A 24,720-nucleotide genomic window follows, 5' to 3' on the forward strand; every position below is an offset into this window, starting at 1 on the left:
CGCTAATGCACGGGGAGAATGGCCATACGGCCAGTCTAACGGGCCCCTGCAACTGGTTTTCGGCCATGCGGGACGCGGACCGCCGCCGTCCGTGCCGCCGCGCCCTCGGCCCGCCCTTCCCACCGACGCTTCGCAAAAGGAGCGCCGGGTACACGGCCATCCGATACTCGGCGCAGGGCGACGGTCTCTGCCCGGCGGACAGCGGAGGGTGGTGGACCGTGCAGTTCGACGACAACGCCGATCTGGACACCTCGGAGGTCAGTGACTCCCGGGGAAGCCGGATCCCGGGCGGCGGGGCGACCATCGGCGGCGGGATCATCGGTTTCGTCGCGCTGGTCCTGGGACTGTTCTTCGGGGTGGGGCCCGACCAGCTGGGGCTCTCCGACGGCGGCGACCAGCCTGCCGCGACCTCGTCCTCGATGGCCCAGGTGGACCAGGTCTGCAAGAAGGGTTCGGACGCCAACACGCGCGAGGACTGCCGCATCGTCGCCGTGGTCAACAGCGTGCAGGACTACTGGCGGGGCGAGTACGCGCGCCGGGGCGGGACCTACAGCACCGCCTCCACCAAGCTCTTCACCCAGCGGGTCGGCACCGCGTGCGGCACGGCGAGCTCCGCGGTCGGGCCGTTCTACTGCCCCGGCGACCGGCAGGTCTACCTGGACCTGGACTTCTTCGACGAACTGCGCACCAAGTTCGGGGCGACCGGCGGCCCCTTCGCCCAGGCCTACGTGGTGGCGCACGAGTACGGCCACCACGTCCAGAACCTCATGGGGACCCTGAGCCGCGCCCAGGACGGGCGGACCGGCGCGAACTCCGACGCGGTGCGGGTCGAGCTCCAGGCCGACTGCTACGCCGGGGTCTGGGCGCGGCACGCGACGACCACCCCCGACGAGAAGACGGGCCGGCCGCTGCTGACCCGGCTCACCGACGAGGACATCCGGGACGGCCTGGACGCGGCGGCGGCCGTGGGCGACGACCGGATCCAGGAGAGGTTCCAGGGCCGGGTGACGCCGGAGAGCTGGACGCACGGCTCGGCGGCGCAGCGGCAGCAGTGGTTCCACGAGGGCTACCGGACGGGTGACATGGCCCGGTGCGACACGTTCCGCTGAGTTGTCGGTGGCGGCTGCCAGACTGAGACCCAGGTCACATCGAGAGGAAGGGGTCGGGATGGCTGGGACGCCCGACATCTGTCCGGCACTGCGGTACGCGGACGCCAAGGCGGCGATCAAGCAGCTCACGGAGGGCTTCGGTTTCACCGAGCACGCCGTGTACGAGGGCGAGGACGGCCGTGTGGTGCACGCCGAGCTCCTCTGCGGGAACGGCATGGTGATGCTGGGCAGCAAGGGCAGCGGCACGCCGTTCGACAAGCTGATGGCGGACAGCGGCCCGACCGCGGTGTACGTGCGTGTGGACGACGTCGACGAGCACCACGCCCGGGCGGTGGCGCAGGGCATCGAGATCGTGCTGCCGCCGACGGACCAGGAGTACGGCTCGCGGGACTACACGGCCCGCGACGCCGAGGGCAACGTGTGGAGCTTCGGCACGTACGCCCCCGGCGCGCCGGCGTAGCCCGCCCCGGGGGTCAGGCTCCGCCGGTGTGGACCTGGAAGGCGGCCCGGCGGACCGCCTTGGCCAGGGCCGGGTCCGGGTGGGCCGCGGCCAGGGCGACCAGGACCTGGACGGTACGGGGGTGGCCGACGGCGCGGACCTCGTCGAGCAGCGCCGGGACGGTGCCCTGCACGGCCGAGTCGAGGTGGCGGACGAGCAGTTCGCTCTCGCCGTGGTCGGCGACGGCCGCCGCGGTGTCGACCCAGAGCCAGGTCGCCTCCTCGCGGGTCAGGACCTCCTGGGCGTCGTCGGGGTCGGCCCCCTCGTACTCGGCGAGCCAGAGCAGCGCGTACGGGCGGAGCGAGGGCTCGGCGACGGTGGCCCGTACCCCGGCCTCGGCCGGCGCGCCGACGACGCGGAGCGCCTCGAAGGCGAGCCCGCGCAGGAGGGCGTCCTCGCCGCGGGCGACGGCGAGGAGTTCGCTCACGGCGCTGGAGAGGGTGCGGGCCGCGAGCCAGGCGCGGTACTCGTCGCGGGCCGGGCCCGGGGTGAGCCGGGCGCAGCCGCGGAGCATGTCCTCGGCGGACTGCTCGATGTTGCCCGCGGGGCTCTGCGCGGCGACGCAGATCTGCTCCAGTTTGACCCAGACCGCCCAGTTGCCGAGCGGGGTGAGGGTGGCCTGGCGCTCGTCGGTGCCCGAGTCCAGGGTGAGGGCGCCGACGGCGGCCAGGCCTTCGAGGGCCCAGTCGAGGAGGGCGGGGAGCCCGTCGCCCGCGGGGGTGTCCGCGGCCTCGGGCGCCGGCCCGGCGGCGGGGACCTCGCAGCGCTCCCCGCGGAGCTCCTCGACGCGCTGGCCGAGCAGGTCGAGGAGGGCGGGGACGAGGACCGGGCCCTGGGAGAGCTGGAGCAGCGAGAGCACCTGCGGGACGGCCTCGACGACCTCGGCGACGGCGCTCGGGGCGACGCCCTCGGGGGCCGGGTGGACCAGGGACCAGGCGTCGAAGAGGGCGACCCAGCCGCGCAGTACGGCGGAGTCGTCGCGGTCCCAGGCGTGCAGCCGCCAGCCGGGGCGTGCGGTGTCGCCGTGCAGTTCGACGAGTCCGGCGAGCCGGGCGCGGTCCCAGCCGGCCCGGATCTGGCCGGGCGTCAGGTCGAGCGCGGCCGCGGCCCGTTCCGGGGCGGGGCCGGCGCCGGGGCCGGCGGGGAATGCCGGGTCGGTGCCGTGCTCGACCGCGGCCAAGCGGGCGATCCGTACGGCGTCGGCGAGGACGTGCCGGGCCTGGCGGGCGAGCTCCGCGCGGGGCGGAGTGCCCTCGGGCGGCCGCGGCGCCGGCCGGGTGCGCCGGTTCGTCACGGCCCGTCGAGCGGTGGCCAGCGCCCGCGGGCGGACGAGTCGGAGTCTGGAGTTGCGCGCCAATGGTTCATCGGGCTTTCGAGACGTCACGGGGGCAGTCTTCCCGCTGACGGCCCGAAAGCCCAATCGGAATCGGACGTCCCGTCGGACCGGGCGCCGTCACGGCCTCGGAAGGGCCGTCAGAACAGCGGGGTGAGGAAGCGGCGCAGGGACTCCTCGTAGCGGAGCGGGTCGGCGTTCCACATCGAGGCGTGCGGGGCGTGCTTCACGGTCTGCAGCCTGACCAGGCCGGGGCGGCGGGCGGCGAGTTCGACCGAGGGCTCCCAGGGGGCGATCGTGTCGTCGGGGCCGTGGAAGAGGAGGACCGGGACGCGCAGGGCGTCCGGCTCCGAGACGGTCTCCAGGAGGTCGTCGTGCGGGCCGGTCCTGCCCTGGGCGGCGCGGACGGCGAGCGGGAGGAGGGCTCCGGGAACGTGCCGGGCCGCCGCCAGGTTGCGGAGGGTGGCCTCCCAGTCGAGGACCGGGGAGTCGAGGACGAGTCCGCTGATCCGGTCGCGCACGCCCGATGCGGCGGCGGCGCGCAGGGCCATCGTCGCGCCGGTCCCCCAGCCGTGCAGGACGACGTTCCGGGCGCCGCGCCGGACGGCGTAGCGGATGGCGGCGTCGACGTCCCGCCACTCGGAGTCGCCGAGGTGGGCGAGACCGTCCGGAGAGGCGGGTGCTCCGTCGTCGCCCCGGTAGGCGGGGACGAGGACGGGGATCTTGCGGCGGTGGAAGAAGGGGACGACGTTCAGCGGGTGCTCGCGGGTGGTGCCGAGGCCGTGCAGGGCGATCACCCAGGTGGTGCGGGGGCCGGGTACGAGCCAGGCGGGCAGGGGGCCGAGTTCGCCGGGGATCTCGACGTCCTCGTGGGCGAGCCCGAGGGCGCTGAGGGGGGTGCCCCGGTGCAGCTGAGGAGTGAGCCGGACGCGGGCGCCGGGTCCGGGGGCTCCGAGTTCGACCCGCTCCAGGCGGCGGACGACGGTGTCGGCGGTGTGCGGGACCCGGTCGAGGACGGGGCCGAGGACGGCGTGCAGGCCGGGGCCGTCCATCCCGTACGTCCCGGGGCGCAGCGAGGCGAGGCTGCGGGTGAGGGTGATCCGTTCGGGCCCCGTGGCGTGCACGGTGAGTCCGGGGTCTCCGGGCAGGGGTCTTCCGGACGAGGCCTTGAGGGCGACGTCGCTGGCGTACCGGCCGGCCGCGATCGCGGCCGCGCCGACACCGATCAGGGTGGTGACGGCCGCTGCCGTCGCTGTAGCCGGGCGCACGCCCACCAGTGTCGGCCAGGGCGGGGCGGCTCTGCCACCGGACGGTCCGGCCGGACCGAGACCGGAGCACAGCTCCGGGGAGTGACGTGGGTCTCCTCGGCGGGGTCGCCCGGTCGGACGGTCCTGTCCAGGGAGCGGACCCGGCGGGCGGGGACGGGGTCGGGGCGGGGCGGCCGGACCCCGGGAGGACGGGGCTCGCGGCGGTCGTCGGGTGACCGCATCGTGGACAGGGGAGGCTCGACGGCCAGAAGCGGAATCTCTTGACACCGGATAGGGACACCACGCCGCCCGCCCCAGTTCATCTTCCGTTCACCCAGGTTGCTTACGTTCGACGAGCCACTGACGTCAAACGATTGCCTGGGTAAATGGAACACATCACGCTGCTGCTCGCCATTGTGGTCGTGACAGCTCTCGTGTTCGATTTCACGAACGGTTTCCACGACACCGCCAACGCGATGGCCACGACCATCTCGACCGGTGCACTCAAGCCCAAGACGGCGGTGGCCATGTCCGCCGTGCTCAACCTCGTCGGCGCGTTCCTGTCCGTGGAGGTCGCCAAGACGATCTCCGGCGGGATCATCAACGAAGAGGGCATTCGTACAGAAGTGATCTTCGCGGCGCTCGTGGGCGCCATCCTGTGGAACCTGCTGACCTGGCTGCTCGGGCTGCCGTCCAGCTCGTCGCACGCCCTCTTCGGCGGCCTCATCGGCGCCGCGGTCATGTCGGCCGGCTGGTCCGCCGTGAACGCGCCGACGATCGTCACCAAGGTCCTCATCCCGGCCGTCGCCGCGCCGATCGTCGCGGGTCTCGCCGCGATGCTCGCCACGAGGCTCACGTACAAGCTGGGCGCGAAGACCGACGAGAAGCACACCGCCAAGGGCTACCGGGTCGGCCAGATCGCCTCCGCCGGTCTCGTCTCCCTCGCCCACGGCACCAACGACGCCCAGAAGACGATGGGCATCATCACCCTCGCCCTGGTCACCGGCGGCGTCCTCGCCCCCGGCTCGAACCCCCCGATGTGGGTCATCGTCTCGGCCGGTCTGGCGATCGCGCTCGGCACCTACCTCGGCGGCTGGCGCATCATCCGCACCATGGGCAAGGGCCTCACCGACCTCCGGCCGCAGCAGGGCTTCGCCGCCCAGACCAGCGCCGCCACGGTCATCCTCGCCTCCTCGCACCTCGGCTTCTCCCTCTCCACCACCCAGTCCTGCTCGGGTGCCGTGATGGGTGCCGGTCTCGGCCGCAAGGGCGGTGTCGTCCGCTGGTCGACCGCGACCCGGATGTTCGTCGCCTGGGGTCTGACGCTGCCCGCCGCCGGCCTGGTCGGCGCCGGTGCCGAGTTCCTCACCCAACAGGGCCCCTGGGGCATCGTGGCCGTCGCGGTCCTGCTCGTCGCCGGCTCGGGCGTCATCTGGACGCTCTCCCGCCGCAAGCCGGTCGACCAGCACAACGTCACGGCCGACGACCTCGACGGCGACGGCGAGCCCGCGGGCGTCGTCACCACCGCCATCGCGGCCGTCACCCCGCCGCCGGCCGGCTCCGTCGCCGCCGTCACGGACGAGGACCTGAAGGCCACCATCCCCGCGCCGGTCCCCACGGACCCGGCCGCTCCCCCGGCCCCCGCCGCCGCGGTCTAAGGAACTGGAACCAAGCATGAAGATCGACTGGGCAGCCCTCGGCTCCGTCTTCGGAGTCAGCCTCGTGGCGACCGTCGCCCTCGTGGGCCTCTTCACCCTCGGTGTCATCGGCCTCTCCAAGCAGGAACAGGCCGCCGCCCAGGGGGGCTCCGCCGCCCTGGCCCGCACCGGCGCCTACGCCTGCTTCGCCCTGTGCCTGACGGCCGTGGCGTACGGCATCTACCTGATCGTCGCCTGACGGTCCCCGGTACCTCGGCCGGGCGGTCCGCACCTTCGGGTGCGGGCCGCCCGGCCGCCGTCTTTCCGGCGCCGTGTCTGTGGTGCTTCGCACAGTGACACGGTGCAGGTCAAGGGTGAGTTGACGGCTGTTCTCGGGCCGTGGTGGACTGCCGAGGCCATTACGGAGGCAGTAGAGGAAGTCCGGTGCGAATCCGGCGCGGTCCCGCCACTGTGACCGGATCCGAAGGGTCCGGGAGTCAGGAACTCTCGCCGCCGGTCACGTCGATCCAGGGCGCGGACCCTGAGTGAGGACACAGCGCCATGCCCGGCCGCAGCCCCAGACTTTCCCGAGCCCCCGGTGTCTTCGCGTACGGCGCGGCCGCGGGCCTCGCCGTCGACCTGCTCGTCGGCGACCCCCGCCGAGGGCACCCCGTCGCCGCCTTCGGCCGCGCGGCCGGCCGGGTCGAACGGGCCCTGTGGCGCGACCACCGCGGCTGGGGCGCCCTGCACACCGCCGTCTGCGCGGGTGGCACCGTCGCGGCGGGCGCCCTCGCCGCGCGTGCGGTACGGGGCAGCCGCGCCGGATCCGTCGCGCTCACCGCCGCCGCCGTCTGGGCCGTCGTCGGCGGTACGACCCTGGGGCGCGAGGCCCGCGCCATCGGCGGAGCGCTCGCCGCGGGGGACCTGGAGGTCGCCCGGGAACGGCTGCCGCACCTGTGCGGACGCGACCCGCACTCCCTCGACGGTCCCGCGATGGCCCGCGCGGTCGTCGAGTCCGTCGCCGAGAACACCTCCGACGCCGTTGTCGGTGCCCTCTTCTGGGGCGCCGTCGCGGGCGTGCCGGGGCTCGTCGGCTTCCGCGCCGTCAACACCCTGGACGCCATGGTCGGCCACAAGTCCCCCCGGTACCGGAGGTACGGCTGGGCCTCGGCCCGCCTCGACGACCTGGCCGGCTGGCCCGGGGCCCGGCTGACCGCCGCCCTCGCGACGGTCGCCGGCGGGAACCCGCGCGGAGCCGTACGGGCCTGGCGGGCGGACGCGTCGAAGCATCCGAGCCCCAACGCGGGGCCGGTGGAGGCCTCCTTCGCGGGCGCCCTCGGCGTACGGCTCGGGGGGACCCTCTCGTACGCCGGGCGGGTCGAGCACCGGCCCGTCCTCAACGGGGAGGGGCGGCCCGTCGAGGTCGCCGACATCGACCGCGCGGTCCGGCTCTCCCGCCGGGTCACGGGACTGACCCTGGCCGCCTGCGTCGGCGGCCGCATGATCGCGAGCGCACTGAAGCGGAGGAACGCATGAGGGGTGGGGGGCTGCTCGTCGCCGGGACCACGTCCGACGCGGGCAAGAGCGTCGTCACGGCCGGCATCTGTCGCTGGCTGGTCCGGCAGGGCGTCAAGGTCGCGCCGTTCAAGGGACAGAACATGTCCCTGAACTCCTTCGTCACCAGGGAGGGCGCCGAGATCGGCCGCGCGCAGGCCATGCAGGCGCAGGCGGCGCGGGTCGAGCCGACCGCCCTGATGAACCCGGTGCTGCTCAAGCCCGGCAGCGACCGCTCCAGCCAGGTGGTGCTGATGGGCAAGCCGGTGGGCGAGATGAGCGCCCGCGGCTATCACGGGGGCCGGCAGCAGACCTTGTTCGAGCCGGTGATGGCGTGTCTGGAGGAACTCCGGGGCACGTACGACGCCGTGATCTGCGAGGGGGCGGGCAGTCCGGCCGAGATCAACCTGCGGCGCACGGACATCGTCAACATGGGCATCGCACGGGCCGCGAAGCTGCCCGTGGTCGTCGTCGGGGACATCGACCGGGGCGGGGTCTTCGCCCAGTTCTTCGGGACGACGGCCCTGCTCTCTCCGGAGGACCAGTCGCTCGTCGCGGGCTATCTCGTGAACAAGTTCCGGGGTGACGTGACACTGCTCGAACCGGGCCTCGACATGCTGCACGGACTGACCGGCCGCCGGACGTTCGGTGTCCTGCCGTACGCGCACGGGCTCGGCATCGACGAGGAGGACGGCCTGCGGGTGTCCCTGCGGGGCAGCGTCCGCGAGTCGGTCGTCGCGCCGCCGCTCGGCGCGGACGTGCTGCGGGTCGCCGTCTGCGCCGTACCGCTGATGTCCAACTTCACCGACGTCGACGCGCTCGCCGCCGAACCGGGCGTGGTCGTCCGCTTCGTCGACCGGCCCGAGGAGCTCGTCGACGCGGACCTCGTCGTCGTCCCGGGCACCCGGGGCACGGTCAGGGCGCTGGCGTGGCTGCGGGAGCGTGGCCTCGCGGACGCCCTCCTCCGGCGCGCGGCCGAGGGCCGGCCCGTACTCGGCATCTGCGGCGGCTTCCAGGCCCTGGGCGAGCGCATCGAGGACGAGGTCGAGTCGAAGGCCGGCGTGGTCGACGGGCTCGGTCTGCTGCCCGTACGGGTGCGGTTCGCGGCCGGGAAGACCCTCGCCCGGCCGGTCGGCGAGGCGCTCGGCGAGCGGGTCGAGGGGTACGAGATCCACCACGGCGTCGCGGACGTACGGGGTGGGGAGCCGTTCCTCGACGGCTGCCGGGTCGGCTCCGTGTGGGGCACCCACTGGCACGGCTCGCTGGAGAGCGACGGCTTCCGCCGGGCGTTCCTGCGGGACGTCGCGGAAGCGGCGGGGCGGCGGTTCGTACCGGCGCCCGACACGTCGTTCGGCGTGCTGCGGGAGGAGCAGCTCGACCGGCTCGGCGACCTGATCGAGGAGCACGCGGACACGGACGCGCTGCTGCGGCTGATCGAGGAGGGGGCTCCGGCGGGGCTGCCGTTCGTCCCGCCGGGTGCGCCGTGAGGACCACAGGACCCGCAGACACACCAAGCGAAGGAGCGATCACCCGATGAGCACCCGGTATCCGTTCACGGCCGTCGTCGGCATGGACGATCTGCGGCTCGCGCTGCTGCTGAACGCCGTCAGCCCGGCCGTGGGCGGAGTGCTCGTGCGGGGCGAGAAGGGCACCGCCAAGTCCACCGCCGTCCGCGCGCTCGCCGAGCTGCTGCCGGAGGTCCCGGTGGTCGCGGGCTGCCGCTTCAGCTGCGACCCGGCCTCGCCCGACCTCGGCTGTCCCGACGGTCCGCACGGCAACGCGCCCGGCACCTCCCGCCCCGCGCGGATGGTCGAACTGCCCGTCGGCGCCTCCGAGGACCGGCTCGTCGGCTCGCTCGACATCGAGAAGGCGCTCGCCGAGGGCGTGAAGGCCTTCGAGCCGGGGCTGCTCGCCGCCGCACACCGGGGGATCCTCTACGTCGACGAAGTCAACCTGCTGAGCGATCACCTGATCGACCATCTGCTCGACGCCGCCGCCATGGGCGCCTCGCACGTCGAGCGTGAGGGCGTCTCCGTCCGCCATGCCGCCCGCTTCCTGCTCGTCGGGACCATGAACCCCGAAGAGGGCGAGCTGCGGCCGCAGTTGCTCGACCGGTTCGGTCTCACCGTGGAGGTCGCCGCCTCGCGGGACCCGCAGCAGCGGGTCGAGGTCGTCCGGCGGCGGCTCGCCTTCGAGGACGACCCGGCCGCCTTCGCCGCGCGCTGGGCCGCCGAGGAGGCCGCGCTGCGCGAACGGATCGTCACCGCACGGGCCTTGCTGCCCCAGGTGGCCCTGGGTGACGCGGTGCTGCTCCAGATCGCCGCGACCTGCGCCGCGTTCGAGGTGGACGGCATGCGCGCCGACATCGTGATGGCCAGGACCGCGACCGCGCTCGCCGCCTGGGCCGGACGGACCGAGGTCACCTCGGAGGACGTGCGGCAGGCCGCGCTCCTGGCCCTCCCCCACCGGCGGCGCCGCTCGCCCTTCGACGCGCCCGGCCTCGACGAGGACAAGCTCGACGAGACCCTGGAGCAGTTCAAGGGGGACGCCCCGGACGAGGATCCGGAGCCCGACGGGCCCGGGGACGGCGGTCCGGGGGGCGGTGGGGGTGTCCCGCCGCAGGGTGAGGGGCCGGACGCTCCGGCGCCCGAGTCCGCCGAGGCGCCGGAGAGCGCGCCCGCGCCCGCCCCGCAGGACTCCGGAGCCGGAGCGGGAGCCGGAGCCGGTGAGCGTGCCGCCGTGCAGGCCGGGGAGCCCTTCCGTACGAAGGTGCTGAGCGTGCCCGGTCTCGGCGAGGGCGCGGCCGGGCGCCGTTCCCGGGCCCGCACCGAGCACGGCCGTACCACCGGATCGACCCGGCCCCGGGGTGCGCTGACCAAGCTGCACCTCGCCGCGACCGTCCAGGCCGCCGCCCCGCACCAGCGGGCGCGCGGCCGGTCCGGGCCCGGCCTTGTGGTCCGCCGGGACGACCTGCGGCAGGCGACCCGGGAGGGACGCGAGGGGAACCTGGTGCTCTTCGCCGTCGACGCCTCCGGCTCCATGGCCGCGCGGCAGCGGATGAGCGCCGTGAAGGGCGCCGTGCTCTCGCTGCTGCTCGACGCCTACCAGCGGCGCGACAAGGTCGGTCTCGTCACCTTCCGGGGGCGGGACGCCGAGGTCGCGCTGCCGCCGACCTCGTCCGTGGACGCGGCCGCCGCCCGGCTGGAGAAGCTTCCGACCGGAGGCCGTACGCCGCTGTCCGCCGGACTGCTCAAGGCCCATGACGTGCTGCGGGTCGAACGGCTGCGGGACCCCTCGCGCCGCCCGCTGCTCGTCGTCGTGACCGACGGGCGGGCGACCGGCGGCGGCGCCGACCCGGTGGCGCTCGCGGCCCGCGCGGCCCGGCTGCACGCCGCCGACGGCACCGCCTCGGTGGTCGTGGACTGCGAGACCGGGCCGGTGCGGCTCGGACTCGCGGGGAACCTGGCCCGCGAACTCGGCGGCACCGCCGTCACCTTGGACGAGCTGCGGGCGGATTCGATCGCCGGTCTCGTCAGGGACGTACAGGCAGCACGACAGACAACGCAGACAGCATGGAGGGCCGCTTAATGCCGCAGGGACAGCCGACCGTCGTGCCCGACGACGGTCTCACCACCCGTCAGCGCCGCAACCGCGCGCTGGTCATGGTCCACACGGGCGTCGGCAAGGGCAAGTCGACCGCCGCGTTCGGCATGGCGCTGCGCGCCTGGAACCAGGGCTGGCCGATCGGGGTGTTCCAGTTCGTCAAGTCAGCCAAGTGGCGGGTCGGCGAGGAGAACGCCCTCAAGGCGCTCGGCGAGACCGGCAAGGGCGGCACCGTCACCTGGAACAAGATGGGCGAGGGCTGGTCCTGGATCCAGCGCGAGGTCGCCGAGGGCGAGCAGTCCCACGAGGAGAAGGCCCGCGAGGGCTGGGAGCAGGTCAAGCGGGACCTCGCCGAGGAGAGGTACAAGTTCTACGTCCTCGACGAGTTCGCCTATCTGCTGCACTGGGGCTGGATCGACGTCAAGGAGGTCGTCGAGGTGCTGCGCGACCGCCCGGGACAGCAGCACGTGGTCATCACCGGCCGCAACGCGCCGCAGGAGCTCGTCGACTTCGCTGATCTCGTCACCGACATGTCCAAGGTCAAGCACCCGATGGACGCCGGTCAGAAGGGCCAGCGGGGCATCGAGTGGTAGCACGTCTCGTCATCGCCGCGCCGTCTTCCGGCGCGGGAAAGACCACGGTCGCGACCGGCCTGATGGCCGCGTTCGCCGGCCGTGGTCTGGCCGTCTCCCCGCACAAGGTCGGGCCCGACTACATCGACCCGGGCTACCACGCGCTCGCGACCGGCCGGCCGGGCCGCAACCTCGACGCGTACATGTGCGGTACGGGGCTGATCGCGCCGCTCTTCCTGCACGGGGCACGCGGCTGCGACCTGGCCGTGGTCGAGGGGGTGATGGGCCTGTACGACGGGGCCGCCGACCAGGGCGAGCTGGCGTCCACCGCGCAGGTGGCGAAGCTGCTCAAGGCGCCGGTGGTCCTGGTCGTCGACGCGTCCTCGCAGTCCCGGTCGGTGGCGGCGCTCGTGCACGGCTTCGCGTCCTGGGACCCGGAGGTGCGGATCGGGGGCGTGATCCTCAACAAGGTCGCGACGGACCGGCACGAGCATCTGCTGCGGGAGGCGCTCGGGGAGTCGGGGGTGCCGGTGCTCGGCGTGCTGCGGCGGGCGCCTGCCGTGGCCACGCCGTCGCGGCACCTCGGGCTCGTGCCGGTCGCCGAGCGGCAGGCCCAGGCCGTGGAGGCGGTGGCGGCGCAGGCGGAGCAGGTTCTGGCCGGGTGCGACATGGAGGCGCTGCTGGCGCTCGCGCGCAGTGCGCCCGAACTGCGCGCGGAGGCGTGGGAGCCGCACGGGCTGGGGGCGGGCGTTCCGCAGGGCACCGGCCGGAGGCCCGTCGTGGCCGTCGCCGGCGGGGCCGCGTTCACCTTCTCGTACGCCGAACACACGGAGCTGCTGCGGGCCGCCGGAGCGGAGGTCGTGACGTTCGACCCGCTCCGGGACGAGGCTCTCCCCGAGGGGACGAGCGGACTCGTCATCGGTGGCGGTTTCCCCGAGATGTACGGCGAGCAGCTGTCGGCCAACGAGCCGCTGCGGAAGGCCGTCGCCGGGCTCGCCGCCTCGGGCGCGCCGGTCGCCGCCGAGTGCGCCGGGCTGCTGTACCTGGCGCGGTCGCTCGACGGCAGGCCCATGTGCGGTGTGCTCGACGCCGACGCGCGGATGTCCGAGCGGCTCACGCTCGGGTACCGGGACGCCGTCGCCGTCAGCGACAGCGTCCTCGCGCCCGCCGGGGCGCGGCTGCGGGGGCACGAGTTCCACCGCACCGTGATCGAGCCGGGCGCCGGGCCGCTGGCTGCCTGGGGGCTGCGGCAGCCGGAGCGGCGCGTCGAGGGCTTCGTGCAGGGCGGGGTGCACGCCAGCTATGTGCACACCCACTGGGCCGGGTCGCCGGAGGTCGCCGCGCGCTTCGTGGAGCACTGCGCGTGAGATCAGCCGCCGGAGACGCCCACCACGAGCCAGATGAAGGCCACGCCCGCCACCGTGCACAGCAGGGTGGAGCGGGCGGGGTGCGTGTGGTGGGCCTCCGGCAGGATCTCGGCGGCGGCGAGGTAGAGCAGGGCGCCGCCGAAGAATCCGAGATAGGCGCCGAGCAGTTCCTCCGGAAGGGTGAACAGGGTGGCGAGCCCGGCGCCGACGAGCGGGGCGACGGCGTCCGCGACGAGCATGGCGACCGCCTTGCGGCGGGCGTTCCCGTAGAGGCTCGTGATCGTGTACGTGTTGAAGCCGTCGGCGAAGTCGTGGGTGATGACGGCGAGCGCGACGGTGGCGCCCATGCCGCCGCTGACCTGGAAGGCGGCGCCGAGCGCGACGCCGTCCATGAGGCTGTGCAGGACCATCGCGGCGGCGGCCGTGAGACCGACCTGCGGGGCCCTTTGGTCGGCGCCGGCCCCGTGCGCGGCCCGGCGGACGGCGAGGAGCCGCTCGACGACGTGGGCGAGCAGGAAGCCGCCGACGAAGAGCAGCAGCGCCTCCGGGACACCGAAGACCTTCACCCCCGCGGCCTCCAGGGCCTCCGGCAGCAGGTCGAGTCCGACGACGCCGAGCATGAGCCCGCCGGCGAGGCCGAGGACGAGGTGGCGGCGGTCGGTGACGCGCCCGGCGACCCAGCCGCCGAAGAGCGTCATGAGGAACGCGCCCAGCGCGACGACTGCAGCCATGGGCCTTTGCTATCGGATGGGACGGCGTCCGCGCACCTCGGCGTCGGGGCCCGGCCGGGGGCGCCGGTGGACGAGGTGCTCGCGCTCGTGGGCGCGGTCCTGCGGGAGGCGGGCCTGACGGGCGCGGACGTCCGGTCGCTCGCCACGCTCGACGCGCGGGCGGCGGAACCGGGGATCACGGAGGCCGCGGCGGCCCTCGGGGTGCCGGTGCGGGGGTTCACGGCCGGGGAGCTGGCCGCCGTGCCCGTACCGCACCCCTCGGCGCTGCCGCTGGCCGCGACGGGCACGGCGTCCGTGGCGGAGGCGGCGGCACTGCTGGCGGCGGGGGGCGGCGGGGCGGACGTGGCGCCGGCGATGGGGGGCCCAGGGGGAGGCGCGATGCCGGCGGCGGAGGGCGCGGGGACGGGAGCGGTATCGGCGGCGGAGGGCGGCGGGGCGGGCGCGGTGCTGCTCGTCCCGAAGCGGAAGTCCCGGAGCGTGACCTGCGCGATCGCCACTTCTGTCCGGTTTCGTCCGAACGAAGTGAGGCCTGTCGCACGGTTGTTGCCCTTGACGCACGGGTACATCGCTGGCGAGCCTGGCTCACCCCCCACCATCCCCACCCCCCACACGACGGCGGCCATGGACATGCACACGCATACCGACGCCCACGACCTGCGCCACCACGGTGACGCCGAGGTCCGGGACGAGAAACTCATCGACCTGGCGGTCAACGTCCGGACGGACACCCCGCCGGACTGGCTGCGGAGACGGATCGCCGACTCGCTGACCGGTCTCGCGGCCTACCCCGACGGCCGGGTCGCGCGGGCGGCGGTCGCCGAGCGGCACGATCTGCCGTCGGACCGGGTGCTGCTCACGGCCGGCGCGGCGGAGGCCTTCGTGCTGCTCGCGCGGGCCCTGCCGGTGCGGCGGCCGGTGGTGGTGCATCCGCAGTTCACCGAGCCGGAGGCGGCCCTGCGGGACGCCGGGCACGAGGTGGGCCGGGTGCTGCTGCGTGAGGAGGACGGTTTCCGGCTGGATCCCGCGGCGGTTCCGGAGGACGCGGATCTGGTGGTGATCGGCAACCCCACGAATCCGACCTCCGTGCTGCATCCGGCCGCCTCGATCGCCGCGCTCGCCCGTCCGGGCCGGACCCTGGTGGTCGACGAGGCGTTCATGGACGCGGTGCCGGGCGAGCGGGAGTCGCTGGCCGGGCGGACCGACCTGCCGGGGCTCGTGGTGCTGCGGAGCCTGACCAAGACCTGGGGGCTCGCCGGGCTCCGGATCGGGTACGTCCTCGCCGAGCCGGAGACGGTCGCGGCCCTGGAACGGACGCAGCCGCTGTGGCCGGTGTCGACGCCGGCGCTGGTGGCGGCGGAGGCGTGCATGTCGCGGGCGGCGCTCGCGGAGGCGGAGCACGCGGCCCACCGGATCGGTGTGGAGCGGGCCCATCTGCTCGCCGGACTCGCGGAGTTCGACGAGGTGCGGACGGTGGCGGGGGCGGAGGGCCCCTTCGTGCTGCTGCGGATCGACGGGGCGGACGTGGTCCGGGAGCGGCTGCGGTCGCTGGGGTTCGCGGCCCGTCGGGGCGACACGTTCCCGGGGCTCGACCGGCACTGGCTGCGGCTCGCGGTCCGGGACCGGGCGACGACGAACCGGTTCCTGCAGGCGCTCGACCAGGCGCTGCTGATCGGCGGCTGAGCCGGCGACCCCGCCGGGTGAACGGAAGAGGGTCGGGGAGGGCGGTGTCGTCACCGCCGCCCTCCCCGACCCCTCGTTTCCCCGCCCGGCGCCCCCCTGCGCTTCCCCCTCGGGCCGTCAGCCGCGGGAGCGGGCGCGCGAGCGGGTCACGACGAGGGCGCCGCCACCCGCGACGAGGAGGGCGAGCGCCCCGCCCGCGATGTACGGGGTGGTGGAGCTGCCACCGGTCTCGGCGAGGTTCTCGGTGGGCGTGGTGCCGCCGTTGTGGGTCTTGATGCCGCCGGCGTCGCTGGGCTTGGCCGAGGGCTGGTGCGTGGGCTGCTCGGTGGGCTTCTCCGTCGGCTTCTCGGTGGGCTTCTCGGTCGGGGCCGTGCCCTTGGGGGTCTCGCAGGTGGCCTCGGCGAGGGTCACCGTCCCGTTGACCTCGGCGACGCCGAGCTTCAGCGGGTTGACCTCCACCTTGAGTTCGAGGGCCGTGGCCGCGGCGGTGCGGGAGGTCGTGGACGTACGGGAGAGGTCCAGGGTGACCTCGCCGACGCCCGGCACGGCGACCTGGGTCCGGCCGGCCGAGGACAGGGTGGTCTTCTTGCCGAAGACGGTGACGTGGCCGAGGACGTTGGACCGGGCCACCGGCTTCTTCCCCACCTCACACAGTGCCTTGGAGGTGACCTTCTCGACCTCGATGAGGGAGAGCAGCGGGATGCCGGGGACGTGGACCCGGGCCTTGACGAGGTTGACGTACCCCTCGGCCTTCTTCTCGTCCACGGTCGCGTCGGCGGTGGCGACGTCGGCCTTGAGGAGGTCGATCGGCTTGCCGCCCTCGGCTCCCCGCACCTTCACCGAGAGCGCGGTCTCCTTCTCGCTCTCCGGCGCCTCGACCTCGTTGAGGGTGGCCCGTACCGGCACGTCCACGGTCTTGCCGAGCAGGGAGACGTCGAGGCCGGCCCGGAGCACGGTGGCGGTGGCGCGCCCTTCGCCACCCGTGGCGTGCGCCGCCGGGGCCGCGAGGAGCACGGGGCCGACGGCCAGGGCGGCGACGGTCGCGGCGGCGGCGGAACGGCGTACGGGCATGCGGAAGGTGTTGCTGTTCAAGATGGTGGAACCCCCACAGGAGACATGGCGTCGCCGGCCGCTCACCACGGGGACGGTGGGTCGGCGCGGCCTCGGCGACTTGAGACACCGGAATCTTTACGCACGGAGAGTGAACCGGCAGTCGCCTGAGGTGAGTTCACTCCAAAGGGGGGTTTCCGTGTTCATTTTCGATTTTTCTCGACACAACCGTTCCCGGTTGTCCCGCGCGTTTCGTACGGGGACGCGCACCCGGGAGAGGTGAGAACGACCCACGACATCCCCAGGTCACGGATCGTCAACCCGGCGCGCATCGATCACCCACCGGCATCCTGTAGATTAATTTAGGCCAGCCTAACCTAATCAGCGCTGGCGGAAACGTGTCCGAGCGGACAGGACGGGATCGGGGTCTCCGTGAGCATCGAGGTCTACCGGGACGCCTGGGGCATCCCCCATCTGCGCGCGGCGGGCCCGGACGAACTCGTCTTCGCCCAGGGCCGGGTCACCGCCCGGGACCGCGCCTGGCAGCTGGAGGTCGAGCGGCACCGGGCCCAGGGCACGAGCGCCGCCTTCCTCGGCACCGCCGAGCTCGGCTGGGACACCTTCGCCCGGCGGGCCCGGCTCGCCGACACCGCCCGCCGCTGCTTCGTACGCCTCGAGGAGACCGACGCGGCGACGGCCGCGTGGGTGCGGGCGTACGTCGACGGGGTCAACGACGGTCTCGCCGAAGGGGCCTCCCGCGCACCCGAGTTCGCGCGGACCGGCCTCGCGCCCGGCCGGTGGGAGCCGTGGACCCCGCTCGCCGTCTGGCTCTCGACCCACATCCTCTTCGCCGGCTTCCCCACCAAGCTGTGGCGGGACGAGGTCGCCCGGCGGCTCGGCGAGGAGTGGACGGAGCTCTTCGCCGCCGACGGGCCCGGCACGGCGGGATCCAACGGCTGGGTCGTGTCGGGCGGACGGACCGCGAGCGGGGCGGCCCTGGTGGCCGGCGACCCGCACCGGTTCATCGAGGCGCCGGGCGTCTACCAGCAGATCCGGCTCGCCTGCCCCGCGTACGACGTGGTGGGCCTCGCCGTGCCCGGTGTCCCCGGCCTCGCCCACTTCGGCCACACCGGGCCGGTGGCCTGGGCGATCACCAACGCGATGGCGGACTACCAGGACCTGTACCGGGAACGGCTGCGCCGGCTCCCGGACGGCACCCTGGAGGCCCTCGGCCCGACCGGCTGGGCCCCGGCGACCACGCACACGGAGACCATCGAGGTCGCGGACGCGGAACCGGTGCTGATCGAGGTGATCGAGACGGCCCGGGGTCCGGTGATCATCGGGACGGACTCCGAGCCCTGGGGCGGCGCCCCGGCGGTGGACACCGAGGCCCGGGGCGGGGATCCCTCGTGGGAGGCGCTCGCCCTGCGGTACCCGCCGCGTGTCACCGGGGAGCTCGGCTTCGGCGTGCTGCCCGCGCTGCTGCGCGCCCGGACCGTCGCCGACGTGGACGCGGCCCTCGACGGCTGGGTCGAGCCGGTGAACGTCGTCCTGGCCGCCGACTCCCGCGGCGGGCTCCTGCACCGGGTCGCCGGCCACGTACCCGTACGGAACCGGGCCAACTCCCTTCGCGTCGTGCCCGCCTGGGACCCCGCGCACGCCTGGGCCGACGCGCCGGCGCCGCTGCCCCGCGCCGAGGTCCACGGCCACGCCGTGATGGCCAACGCGCGGGGCCTGGCCGCGCCCCTGGGTGTCGAGTTCGCCCCGCCGCACCGGGCCGCCCGGATCGACGAACTGCTCGGCGCCTCGGCGGCCTGGACCCCGGAGACGACGGCCGCGATCCACTCGGACACCGACAACCCCTCGGCCGCCCGCCTTCTGGAAGCCGTACGCCGCGCGGCCGGGGACCTCTCCCCCGCAGGGTCCGGCGTCCGGGAGCGGCTGCTCGCCTGGGACCGGCGGATGGACGCGGAGAGCGCCGACGCCGGTCTCTACGCGGCCGTGCGCGGGGCCGTCGTGCGCCGGCTCGCCGGCCACGAGGCGTTCGCGGCGCTGCGCGAACCCGCCCCGTACCCCGACCTCTTCCGGCCCTGGCTCGCCCTCGGACCGCGCGTCGGCCTCTCCCTGGAGACGCTGCTCGTGGCCGGACCCGTGCCGGCCGGGGACGTCGACCGGATCGTGCGCGAGGCGCTCGACGAGGTCGGCGCCGGCGAGCCGCCCGCCGCCTGGGGCGTGACGCACCGGCTCGCGCCCTGGCAGGCGCTGCCCGACCCGGACGACGACCGGTGGCCGGGGCTCGGCGGCGACCACGACTGCGTGCTCTCCACGTCCAGCGTGCCCGGGTGGACCGACCGCAGCGCCCGCGCCTCCGCGGCGCGGTACGTCTGGGACCTCGCCGACCGGGAGCACAGCCGCTGGATCGTGCCGTTCGGCGCGTCCGGCGTCCCCGGCGACCCCCACCACCGCGACCAACTCCCCCTGTGGCTCCGGGGCGAGCTCGCCCCCGTCACCACCGACTGGCAGAAGCTCACGAAGGAGCAGGAATGACCACCGCCGTACACGTCCAGACGGTCGAGGGCTTCGGGACCGTCACGGTCCGGCCCGTCGACCCCGACGGCGACGCCCCGCTCCTCCACCGGTGGGTCAACGAGGAACGCGCGCGCTTCTGGGGCATGGTCGGGACCACCGTCGAGCAGGTCCGGGACATCTACGCACACCTCGACTCGCTGGCCACGCACCACGGCTACCTCGTCAGCCGGGACGGGGAGCCGGTCGCCCTCTTCCAGACGTACGACCCGGCGGCGGACCGGGTGAGCGAGTGCTACGAGGTGCGGCAGGGCGACATCGGCGTGCACTTGTTCGTCGCGCCCGGGCTCGCCCCCGAGCCAGGCTTCACGGGCCGGCTGCTCACCGCGCTCGTCGACTTCTCGCTGACGGACCACACCCGGATCGTGATCGAGCCCGACGCCGGCAACGAGAAGGCGATCGCCCGCATGGTGCGGGCCGGTTTCGAGCTGGGTCCGGAGGTCGTGCTCCCCGAGGTGGACCTGCCGGAGGTCTTCATCCCGGAGAAGCGGGCCCGGCTGGCGTTCCTGACCCGCTGACGGCCGCCGGGCGAACGCGGTCCGGCCGCCGGCGTCAGCCCACCACCCGGCCGTTGACGACGATCCGGCGCGGCGCCGCGAGGACGCGGACGTCCGCGCGCGGGTCCTCGCCGTAGACGACGAGGTCGGCCGGGGCGCCCTCCTCCAGGGAGGGGCGGCCCAGCCAGGCCCTGGCCCCCCAGGCGGTGGCCGCGAGCGCGTCGATCGGCGGGATCCCGGCCTTGGTGAGCTCCTCGACCTCCTCCGCCACGAGCCCGTGCGCGAGGGAGCCGCCCGCGTCGGTGCCGACGAAGACGGGCACGCCCGCGTCGAAGGCGGCGCGCACGGTGTCGTACCGCCGCTCGTGGAGGCGGCGCATGTGCGCCGACCAGCGGGGGAACTTCTCCTGGCCGCCGTCGGCGAGGTGCGGGAAGGTCGCGATGTTGACGAGGGTCGGGACGATGGCGACGCCCCGTTCGGCGAAGAGCGGGATGGTGTCCTCGGTGAGGCCCGTGGCGTGCTCGATGCAGTCGATCCCCGCCTCGACCAGGTCCCTCAGCGAGTCCTCGGCGAAGCAGTGCGCGGTGACCCGGGCGCCGAGCCGGTGCGCCTCCGCGATGGCCGCCTCGACCTCGGCGCGCGGCCAGCAGGCGGTGAGGTCGCCCACCTCGCGGTCGATCCAGTCGCCGACGAGCTTGACCCAGCCGTCGCCGCGGCGGGCCTCCCGGCCGACGTACGCGACGAGGTCGGCCGGCTCGATCTCATGGGCGTAGTTGCGGATGTAGCGGCGGGTGCGGGCGATGTGCCGTCCCGCCCGGATGATCTTCGGGAGGTCCTCGCGCTCGTCGATCCAGCGGGTGTCGGAGGGCGAGCCCGCGTCCCGGATGAGCAGGGTGCCGGCGTCCCGGTCGGTGAGGGCCTGCTTCTCGCTGGTGACCTCGTCGACGGGTCCGTGCCGGTCGAGACCGACGTGGCAGTGGGCGTCGACGAGACCGGGGAGCGCCCATCCCTCGACGGTCACCGCCTCCACGGCGGGCCGCTCGAAGGTGATCCGCCCGTCGACGCACCACAGTTCGTCGCGGACGTCCTCCGGGCCGACGAGCACCCGCCCCTTCACGTGCAGCACCTCGTGATCGCTCATGTCTGCACTCTACGAGGCCCCTGGGTACCCTGACCCAGGCCCTACCCGCCCGTATCCGAACCGAAGAAGGCACCGCCGTGACCGTGACACATCCGCTGCTGGACCTGGCCCCGCTGACCGCCGCGCACTTCGCGTCGATCGAGCGCCGGGTGGCCGCCCTGCTCTCCACGGAGCAGGACGTGGTGATCACCCAGGGCGAGGCGCTGCTGCCCCTGGAGGGGTGCATCCGCAGCGGGGCGCGGGCCGGTTCGACGGCGCTGAACATCGTCACCGGCCCGTACGGTCAGACCTTCGGGAACTGGCTGCGGGACTGCGGGGCGACCGTGGTCGACCTGGAGGTGCCCTTCCACACGGCGGTGACGGCGGAGCAGGTGGAGCGGACGCTCGCCGAGCACCCGGAGACCGACTTCGTGTCGCTCGTGCACGCGGAGGCGGCGACCGGGAACACCAACCCGGTGGCGGAGATCGGCGAGGTCGTGCGGGCGCACGGCGCGCTGTTCTACCTGGACGCGGTGGCGTCGATCGGCGCGGAGCCGGTGCTTCCGGACGCCTGGGGCGTGGACATGTGCATCATCGGCGCGCAGAAGGCGATGGGCGGGCCCGCGGGTGTGTCGGCGGTGTCGGTGAGCGCGCGGGCCTGGGAGCGGTTCGCCGCCAACCCGGCCGCCCCGCGCCGCTCGTACCTCTCCCTCCTGGACTGGAAGGAGCGCTGGATCGACGGTGGCCGGAAGGCGCTCCTGCACGCTCCGGCGCAGCTGGAGATGCTGGCTCTGGAGGCCTGCGTGGAGCGGATCGAGGCGGAGGGTCTGGACGCGCTGATGGCCCGGCACGCTTCGGCGGCGGCCGCGACCCGCGCGGGCGCGCTGGCCCTGGGCGGCGGTCTGGAGCCGTATGTGTACGAGGCGAAGGACGCGGCCCCGGTGGCGACGACGCTGCGCACGCCCGCGGGCGTCGACGCCTCGGAGCTGGTGGCGAGGGCCCTCGCGGCCGATCCGTCGCTGCCGCTGATCGCGGGCGGCGGGGCGCTGGCCAAGGAGATGATCCGGGTCAACCACTACGGGGTGGACGCGACGCCGGGGGCCGTGCAGTCCTCGCTCGCCGCCCTGGGCGCGGCGCTCGGCGAGTCGGGCCGCGCGGTGGACCTGGAGGGCGCGCGCCGGGCGGTCACGGAGGCCTGGTAGCGGTTCGTACGCGGAAGGGGCGGGAGTCCACGACTCCCGCCCCCTTTCCCGTACCCCGGACTACAGCGCCGGGTAGTCGATGTAGCCCTGGGGGCCGCCGGCGTACATCGTGGCGGGGTCCGGGGTGGCGTAGGGGCCGCCGGTGCGCAGGCGGGCGGGCAGGTCGGGGTTGGCGATGAACAGCCTGCCGTACGCGACGAGGTCGGCGGTGCCGTCCTCGACGAGGGCCAGCGACTCGGCGCCGGTCGGGGCGCCGCCGGTGGCGGGGTTGAGGATGAAGGTGCCGGCGAACCGCTTGCGCAGGTCGAGGACGAGCGGGCGGCGCTCGGGACCGGTCTCCAGGACGTGGAGGTAGGCGATGCCGACGGGCTCGATCGCGGTGAGCAGCTCGGTGTAGAGCTCCTCGGTGTCGGTCTCGCTGATGTCGTTGAGGGTGTTGGCCGGGGAGATCCGCAGGCCGGTGCGCTCGGGGCCGATCTCGTCGGCGACGGCCTTCACGACCTCGACGGCGAAGCGGACGCGGTTCGCGACCGGGCCGCCCCACTCGTCGGTGCGGTGGTTGGAGCCGGAGGCGAGGAACTGGTGGATCAGATAGCCGTTGGCGCCGTGGATCTCGACGCCGTCGAAGCCGGCCTCGACGGCGTTCCGGGCGGCGGAGGCGAAACCGGCGACGGCCTCGCGCACCTGGTCGCCGGTGAGCTCGCGCGGGGCGACGAAGTCCTTGGGGCCCTCGTGGGTGTAGACCTGGCCGGCGGCGGCGACGGGCGAGGGGCCGACGGGGTGGAGGTCGCCGTCGAGAATGTCGGGGTGCCCGATCCGGCCGGAGTGCATGAGCTGGGCGAAGATGCGGCCGCCGCGCTCGTGGACGGCGGTGGTGACCTCGCGCCAGGCGGCGATCTGCTCCCGGCTGTGGAGTCCGGGGGTGTTGGGGTAGCCCTGGCCCTCGGGAACCGGCTGGACGCCTTCGGTGATGATCAGTCCGGCGGAGGCGCGCTGGGCGTAGTACTCGGCGACGACCGCCGTGGGGGTGCCGTCCTGGCCGTTGGCCCGGCTGCGGGTCATCGGGGCCATGGCGATGCGGTTGGCGAGGCGGGTTCCGGCGAGGTCGATGGGGTCGAACGCAGTGGTCACGGCTGTCCCTCACAGAAATATGTGGTCGGCCAACTAATCGGGCCGTTGCCACTGTAACCCATTCATTGGCCGACCAAGGTAATCTTGTGGCAAGCCCGTCCCGAGGAGGCCGCATGTCAGGCACCGACCCCGTCTGTACCGCCCCGTCCGCCGGGGCGCGGCCCGCCGCCGCCTGCGGGGGGACGGTCAGCCACACCCTCGCGTGGGTCGCGCGGCTCCACCGGATCGCCATGGGCCGGCGGCTGCGGGACCTCGGGCTCTACCCGGGCCAGGAGCTGATGATGATGCGCCTGTGGGACTGCGGGCCGGTCCGTCAGTCGGAGCTGATCCAGTCGCTCGGCCTCGACCCCTCCACGGTGACGAAGATGCTCCAGCGCATGGAGCAGTGCGGCTACGTCCGCCGCAGCCCGGACCCCGCCGACCGGCGCGCGGTCCTGGTGAAGGCGACGGAGCAGGGCCTGGCCCTGCGCGCCGGGGTCGAGGGCGCCTGGGCGGACCTGGAGGAGCGCACACTGGCCGGGCTCGACCCGGCCGACCGGGCGGAGCTCGCCCGTCTGCTCGGCCTCGTGGGCGAGAACCTGACGGAGGAGGCGGGCGATGAGGACGCCTGCCCGTCGGGGCCGGGCGGGCTCTGCTGACGGCCGTCCCCGACGGGCGCCGGCGCCCGCGGCGGCTCAGCCCGCCAGGACCTCCAGGACGCGGTCCACGTCCGCCGCCGTGTTGTACAGGTGGAACGACGCCCGCAGATTGCCCGCGCGGACCGACAGCAGGACGCCGGCCTCGCGCAGCGCGTCCTCCCGGTCCCCGAGGCCGGGGACGGCGACGACCGTCGAGTCGTCCATGACCGGCGCGTGCCCGAGGGCGAGGAGCCCGGAGCGGAAGCGGGCCGCGAGCCCCTTGTCGTGGGCCTCGATCCGCTCGATGCCGATCTCCTCCAGGAGGGCGAGCGAGCGGGCCGCGCCGTGGTACGAGAGGAAAGCCGCCGGCTCGTCGAAGCGGCGGGCGGAGTGGGCCAGTTCACGGACCGGGCCGTAGCTGTTCACCCACAGCTCCTCGCCCGCGACCCAGCCCGCGTGGATCGCGAGGAGCGAGTCCTGCGCCTCCTCGGTGACGGTGAGGAAGGACGCGCCGCGCGGGCAGAGCAGGTACTTGTAGCCGCCGGCGACCGTGTAGTCCCACTCCCCCGCGTTCAGCGGCAGCCAGCCCGCCGACTGGGTGGCGTCCAGGAGGGTGCGCGCGCCGTGGGCGGCCGCCGCCTCCCGTACCGCCGCGAAGTCCGCCGTGCGCCCGTCCGCCGACTGCACGGCGGAGAAGGCGACGAGCGCGGTCTCGGGCCGGACGGACTCGGCGAGCCGGTCCAGGGGCACGAAGCGGATCTTGAGGTCCCCGCGGACCGTGAAGGGGGTGATGACGGAGGAGAAGTCGCCCTCGGGAAAGAGGACCTCGGCCCCGGCGGGCAGCGACTGGGCGATCATCCCGCAGTGGACCGCGACCGAGCTGCCGACGGCGACGCGCTCGTGGGAGACGCCGGCGATCCGGCCGAAGGCGGCGCGGGCCTCGTCCACGATGTCGAAGCTGCCCGCACCGCCGGCGCGGCCGTCGGCGGTCTCCTCGGCGAGGAGGGTGACGGCCTCGACGGTCCGGCGGGGCAGCAGACCGCAGGCGGAGGTGTTCAGGTAGGTCTTCTTGGGCGCGAACTCGGCGCCCCCGAGCGGCTGGTCAAGGGAATCCATGTCCCCACCCTGGATTCCCCGCGATCACCCGTCAATGGTGATCCGACCGCGGGGAATCCCCAAGCCGCC

General features: G+C 74.3%; 21 protein-coding genes and 1 riboswitch. Of the genes, 14 read left to right on the forward strand and 7 right to left on the reverse strand.

What is annotated here, in order from left to right; translation table 11 throughout:
* Positions 1-218: 218 nt before the first annotated feature.
* Together ypfJ and ACZ51I_RS00285 are read left to right on the forward strand one after the other, a co-directional pair.
* Complete coding sequence (gene ypfJ / locus ACZ51I_RS00280) at positions 219-1,109, forward strand: KPN_02809 family neutral zinc metallopeptidase (RefSeq protein WP_468870488.1); 891 nt, start codon at positions 219-221, stop codon at positions 1,107-1,109.
* A 58-nt stretch (positions 1,110-1,167) separates the two neighbouring features.
* The gene (locus tag ACZ51I_RS00285) at positions 1,168-1,569 is read left to right on the forward strand and encodes a VOC family protein (protein WP_468870490.1); all 402 of its coding nucleotides are present in this window, start codon (positions 1,168-1,170) and stop codon (positions 1,567-1,569) included.
* Between the two features lie 13 nt (positions 1,570-1,582).
* On the opposite strand, the gene ACZ51I_RS00290 is transcribed toward ACZ51I_RS00285, so the two are convergent.
* Entirely contained in the window at positions 1,583-2,992 is a 1,410-nt protein-coding gene (locus ACZ51I_RS00290; RefSeq protein ID WP_468870491.1) for a hypothetical protein, read from the reverse strand.
* Between the two features lie 89 nt (positions 2,993-3,081).
* Complete coding sequence (locus ACZ51I_RS00295; RefSeq protein WP_468870492.1) at positions 3,082-4,209, reverse strand: alpha/beta hydrolase; 1,128 nt, start codon at positions 4,207-4,209, stop codon at positions 3,082-3,084.
* Positions 4,210-4,574: 365 nt separating this feature from the next.
* Between ACZ51I_RS00295 and ACZ51I_RS00300 the strand changes: the two genes are divergently transcribed.
* The 7 genes from ACZ51I_RS00300 to ACZ51I_RS00330 all read left to right on the forward strand — a co-directional run bounded on the left by ACZ51I_RS00300 (position 4,575) and on the right by ACZ51I_RS00330 (position 12,921).
* Positions 4,575-5,846, forward strand: coding sequence for an inorganic phosphate transporter (locus ACZ51I_RS00300; protein WP_468870494.1), 1,272 nt, complete (start codon positions 4,575-4,577; stop codon positions 5,844-5,846).
* Between the two features lie 16 nt (positions 5,847-5,862).
* A complete protein-coding gene (locus tag ACZ51I_RS00305; RefSeq protein ID WP_468870495.1) occupies positions 5,863-6,084 on the forward strand; it encodes a hypothetical protein in 222 nt (73 codons plus the stop codon).
* Positions 6,085-6,211: 127 nt separating this feature from the next.
* A riboswitch (cobalamin riboswitch) is annotated at positions 6,212-6,351 on the forward strand.
* 35 nt (positions 6,352-6,386) lie between these two features.
* Positions 6,387-7,361, forward strand: coding sequence for a cobalamin biosynthesis protein (locus ACZ51I_RS00310; protein ID WP_468870497.1), 975 nt, complete (start codon positions 6,387-6,389; stop codon positions 7,359-7,361).
* Positions 7,358-8,866, forward strand: coding sequence for a cobyric acid synthase (locus ACZ51I_RS00315; protein ID WP_468870498.1), 1,509 nt, complete (start codon positions 7,358-7,360; stop codon positions 8,864-8,866). The genes ACZ51I_RS00310 and ACZ51I_RS00315 overlap by 4 nt, the downstream gene beginning before the upstream one ends.
* A gap of 46 nt (positions 8,867-8,912) precedes the next feature.
* Positions 8,913-10,967: a putative cobaltochelatase gene (locus ACZ51I_RS00320; protein WP_468870500.1), complete on the forward strand. Its 2,055-nt coding sequence runs from the start codon at positions 8,913-8,915 to the stop codon at positions 10,965-10,967.
* Entirely contained in the window at positions 10,967-11,575 is a 609-nt protein-coding gene (gene cobO / locus ACZ51I_RS00325) for a cob(I)yrinic acid a,c-diamide adenosyltransferase (protein ID WP_468870501.1), read from the forward strand. Before ACZ51I_RS00320 ends, cobO begins: the two co-directional genes overlap by 1 nt.
* Positions 11,569-12,921: a cobyrinate a,c-diamide synthase gene (locus ACZ51I_RS00330; RefSeq protein WP_468870503.1), complete on the forward strand. Its 1,353-nt coding sequence runs from the start codon at positions 11,569-11,571 to the stop codon at positions 12,919-12,921. The genes cobO and ACZ51I_RS00330 overlap by 7 nt, the downstream gene beginning before the upstream one ends.
* Before the next feature lie 2 nt (positions 12,922-12,923).
* Here the strand turns inward: ACZ51I_RS00330 and ACZ51I_RS00335 are convergent, their stop codons facing one another.
* Complete coding sequence (locus ACZ51I_RS00335) at positions 12,924-13,652, reverse strand: ZIP family metal transporter (RefSeq protein WP_468870504.1); 729 nt, start codon at positions 13,650-13,652, stop codon at positions 12,924-12,926.
* Between the two features lie 66 nt (positions 13,653-13,718).
* Here ACZ51I_RS00335 and cobC point away from each other — a divergent pair, with 66 nt between their 5' ends.
* Positions 13,719-15,332: an Rv2231c family pyridoxal phosphate-dependent protein CobC gene (gene cobC / locus ACZ51I_RS00340; protein ID WP_468870505.1), complete on the forward strand. Its 1,614-nt coding sequence runs from the start codon at positions 13,719-13,721 to the stop codon at positions 15,330-15,332.
* A 117-nt stretch (positions 15,333-15,449) separates the two neighbouring features.
* On the opposite strand, the gene ACZ51I_RS00345 is transcribed toward cobC, so the two are convergent.
* Positions 15,450-16,424, reverse strand: coding sequence for an SCO1860 family LAETG-anchored protein (locus ACZ51I_RS00345; protein WP_468870507.1), 975 nt, complete (start codon positions 16,422-16,424; stop codon positions 15,450-15,452).
* Positions 16,425-16,814: 390 nt separating this feature from the next.
* Between ACZ51I_RS00345 and ACZ51I_RS00350 the strand changes: the two genes are divergently transcribed.
* Positions 16,815-18,929 (forward strand): penicillin acylase family protein, encoded by a 2,115-nt coding sequence (locus tag ACZ51I_RS00350; RefSeq protein WP_468870509.1) that lies wholly within the window; start codon positions 16,815-16,817, stop codon positions 18,927-18,929.
* Complete coding sequence (locus ACZ51I_RS00355; protein WP_468870510.1) at positions 18,926-19,486, forward strand: GNAT family N-acetyltransferase; 561 nt, start codon at positions 18,926-18,928, stop codon at positions 19,484-19,486. The genes ACZ51I_RS00350 and ACZ51I_RS00355 overlap by 4 nt, the downstream gene beginning before the upstream one ends.
* A 34-nt stretch (positions 19,487-19,520) precedes the next feature.
* Here ACZ51I_RS00355 and ACZ51I_RS00360 read toward each other — a convergent pair whose 3' ends face one another.
* Positions 19,521-20,606, reverse strand: a complete 1,086-nt coding sequence (locus ACZ51I_RS00360; protein WP_468870511.1) for an amidohydrolase family protein — start codon at positions 20,604-20,606, stop codon at positions 19,521-19,523.
* A gap of 83 nt (positions 20,607-20,689) precedes the next feature.
* Here ACZ51I_RS00360 and ACZ51I_RS00365 point away from each other — a divergent pair, with 83 nt between their 5' ends.
* Complete coding sequence (locus tag ACZ51I_RS00365; RefSeq protein WP_468871653.1) at positions 20,690-21,787, forward strand: pyridoxal-phosphate-dependent aminotransferase family protein; 1,098 nt, start codon at positions 20,690-20,692, stop codon at positions 21,785-21,787.
* 60 nt (positions 21,788-21,847) lie between these two features.
* On the opposite strand, the gene ACZ51I_RS00370 is transcribed toward ACZ51I_RS00365, so the two are convergent.
* Positions 21,848-22,918, reverse strand: coding sequence for an alkene reductase (locus tag ACZ51I_RS00370; RefSeq protein ID WP_468870512.1), 1,071 nt, complete (start codon positions 22,916-22,918; stop codon positions 21,848-21,850).
* A 113-nt stretch (positions 22,919-23,031) separates the two neighbouring features.
* Here ACZ51I_RS00370 and ACZ51I_RS00375 point away from each other — a divergent pair, with 113 nt between their 5' ends.
* Entirely contained in the window at positions 23,032-23,556 is a 525-nt protein-coding gene (locus ACZ51I_RS00375; RefSeq protein ID WP_468870513.1) for a MarR family winged helix-turn-helix transcriptional regulator, read from the forward strand.
* 36 nt (positions 23,557-23,592) lie between these two features.
* Here the strand turns inward: ACZ51I_RS00375 and ACZ51I_RS00380 are convergent, their stop codons facing one another.
* Positions 23,593-24,651, reverse strand: a complete 1,059-nt coding sequence (locus ACZ51I_RS00380; RefSeq protein WP_468870514.1) for an aminotransferase class V-fold PLP-dependent enzyme — start codon at positions 24,649-24,651, stop codon at positions 23,593-23,595.
* Between the last annotated feature and the right edge of the window lie 69 nt (positions 24,652-24,720).

It is taken from the genome of Streptomyces sp. NPDC034084, assembly GCF_055575535.1.

Excerpts from the sequence above, each read along its gene's own strand:
- ACZ51I_RS00285 (WP_468870490.1), top strand. The coding sequence starts at position 1,168 with ATGGCTGGGACGCCCGACATCTGTCCGGCACTGCGGTACGCGGACGCC.
- ACZ51I_RS00300 (WP_468870494.1), top strand. The coding sequence starts at position 4,575 with ATGGAACACATCACGCTGCTGCTCGCCATTGTGGTCGTGACAGCTCTC.
- ACZ51I_RS00305 (WP_468870495.1), top strand. The coding sequence starts at position 5,863 with ATGAAGATCGACTGGGCAGCCCTCGGCTCCGTCTTCGGAGTCAGCCTC.
- ACZ51I_RS00310 (WP_468870497.1), top strand. The coding sequence starts at position 6,387 with ATGCCCGGCCGCAGCCCCAGACTTTCCCGAGCCCCCGGTGTCTTCGCG.
- ACZ51I_RS00315 (WP_468870498.1), top strand. The coding sequence starts at position 7,358 with ATGAGGGGTGGGGGGCTGCTCGTCGCCGGGACCACGTCCGACGCGGGC.
- ACZ51I_RS00320 (WP_468870500.1), top strand. The coding sequence starts at position 8,913 with ATGAGCACCCGGTATCCGTTCACGGCCGTCGTCGGCATGGACGATCTG.
- cobO (WP_468870501.1), top strand. The coding sequence starts at position 10,967 with ATGCCGCAGGGACAGCCGACCGTCGTGCCCGACGACGGTCTCACCACC.
- ACZ51I_RS00335 (WP_468870504.1), bottom strand. The coding sequence starts at position 13,652 with ATGGCTGCAGTCGTCGCGCTGGGCGCGTTCCTCATGACGCTCTTCGGC.
- ACZ51I_RS00355 (WP_468870510.1), top strand. The coding sequence starts at position 18,926 with ATGACCACCGCCGTACACGTCCAGACGGTCGAGGGCTTCGGGACCGTC.
- ACZ51I_RS00360 (WP_468870511.1), bottom strand. The coding sequence starts at position 20,606 with ATGAGCGATCACGAGGTGCTGCACGTGAAGGGGCGGGTGCTCGTCGGC.
- ACZ51I_RS00375 (WP_468870513.1), top strand. The coding sequence starts at position 23,032 with ATGTCAGGCACCGACCCCGTCTGTACCGCCCCGTCCGCCGGGGCGCGG.
- ACZ51I_RS00380 (WP_468870514.1), bottom strand. The coding sequence starts at position 24,651 with ATGGATTCCCTTGACCAGCCGCTCGGGGGCGCCGAGTTCGCGCCCAAG.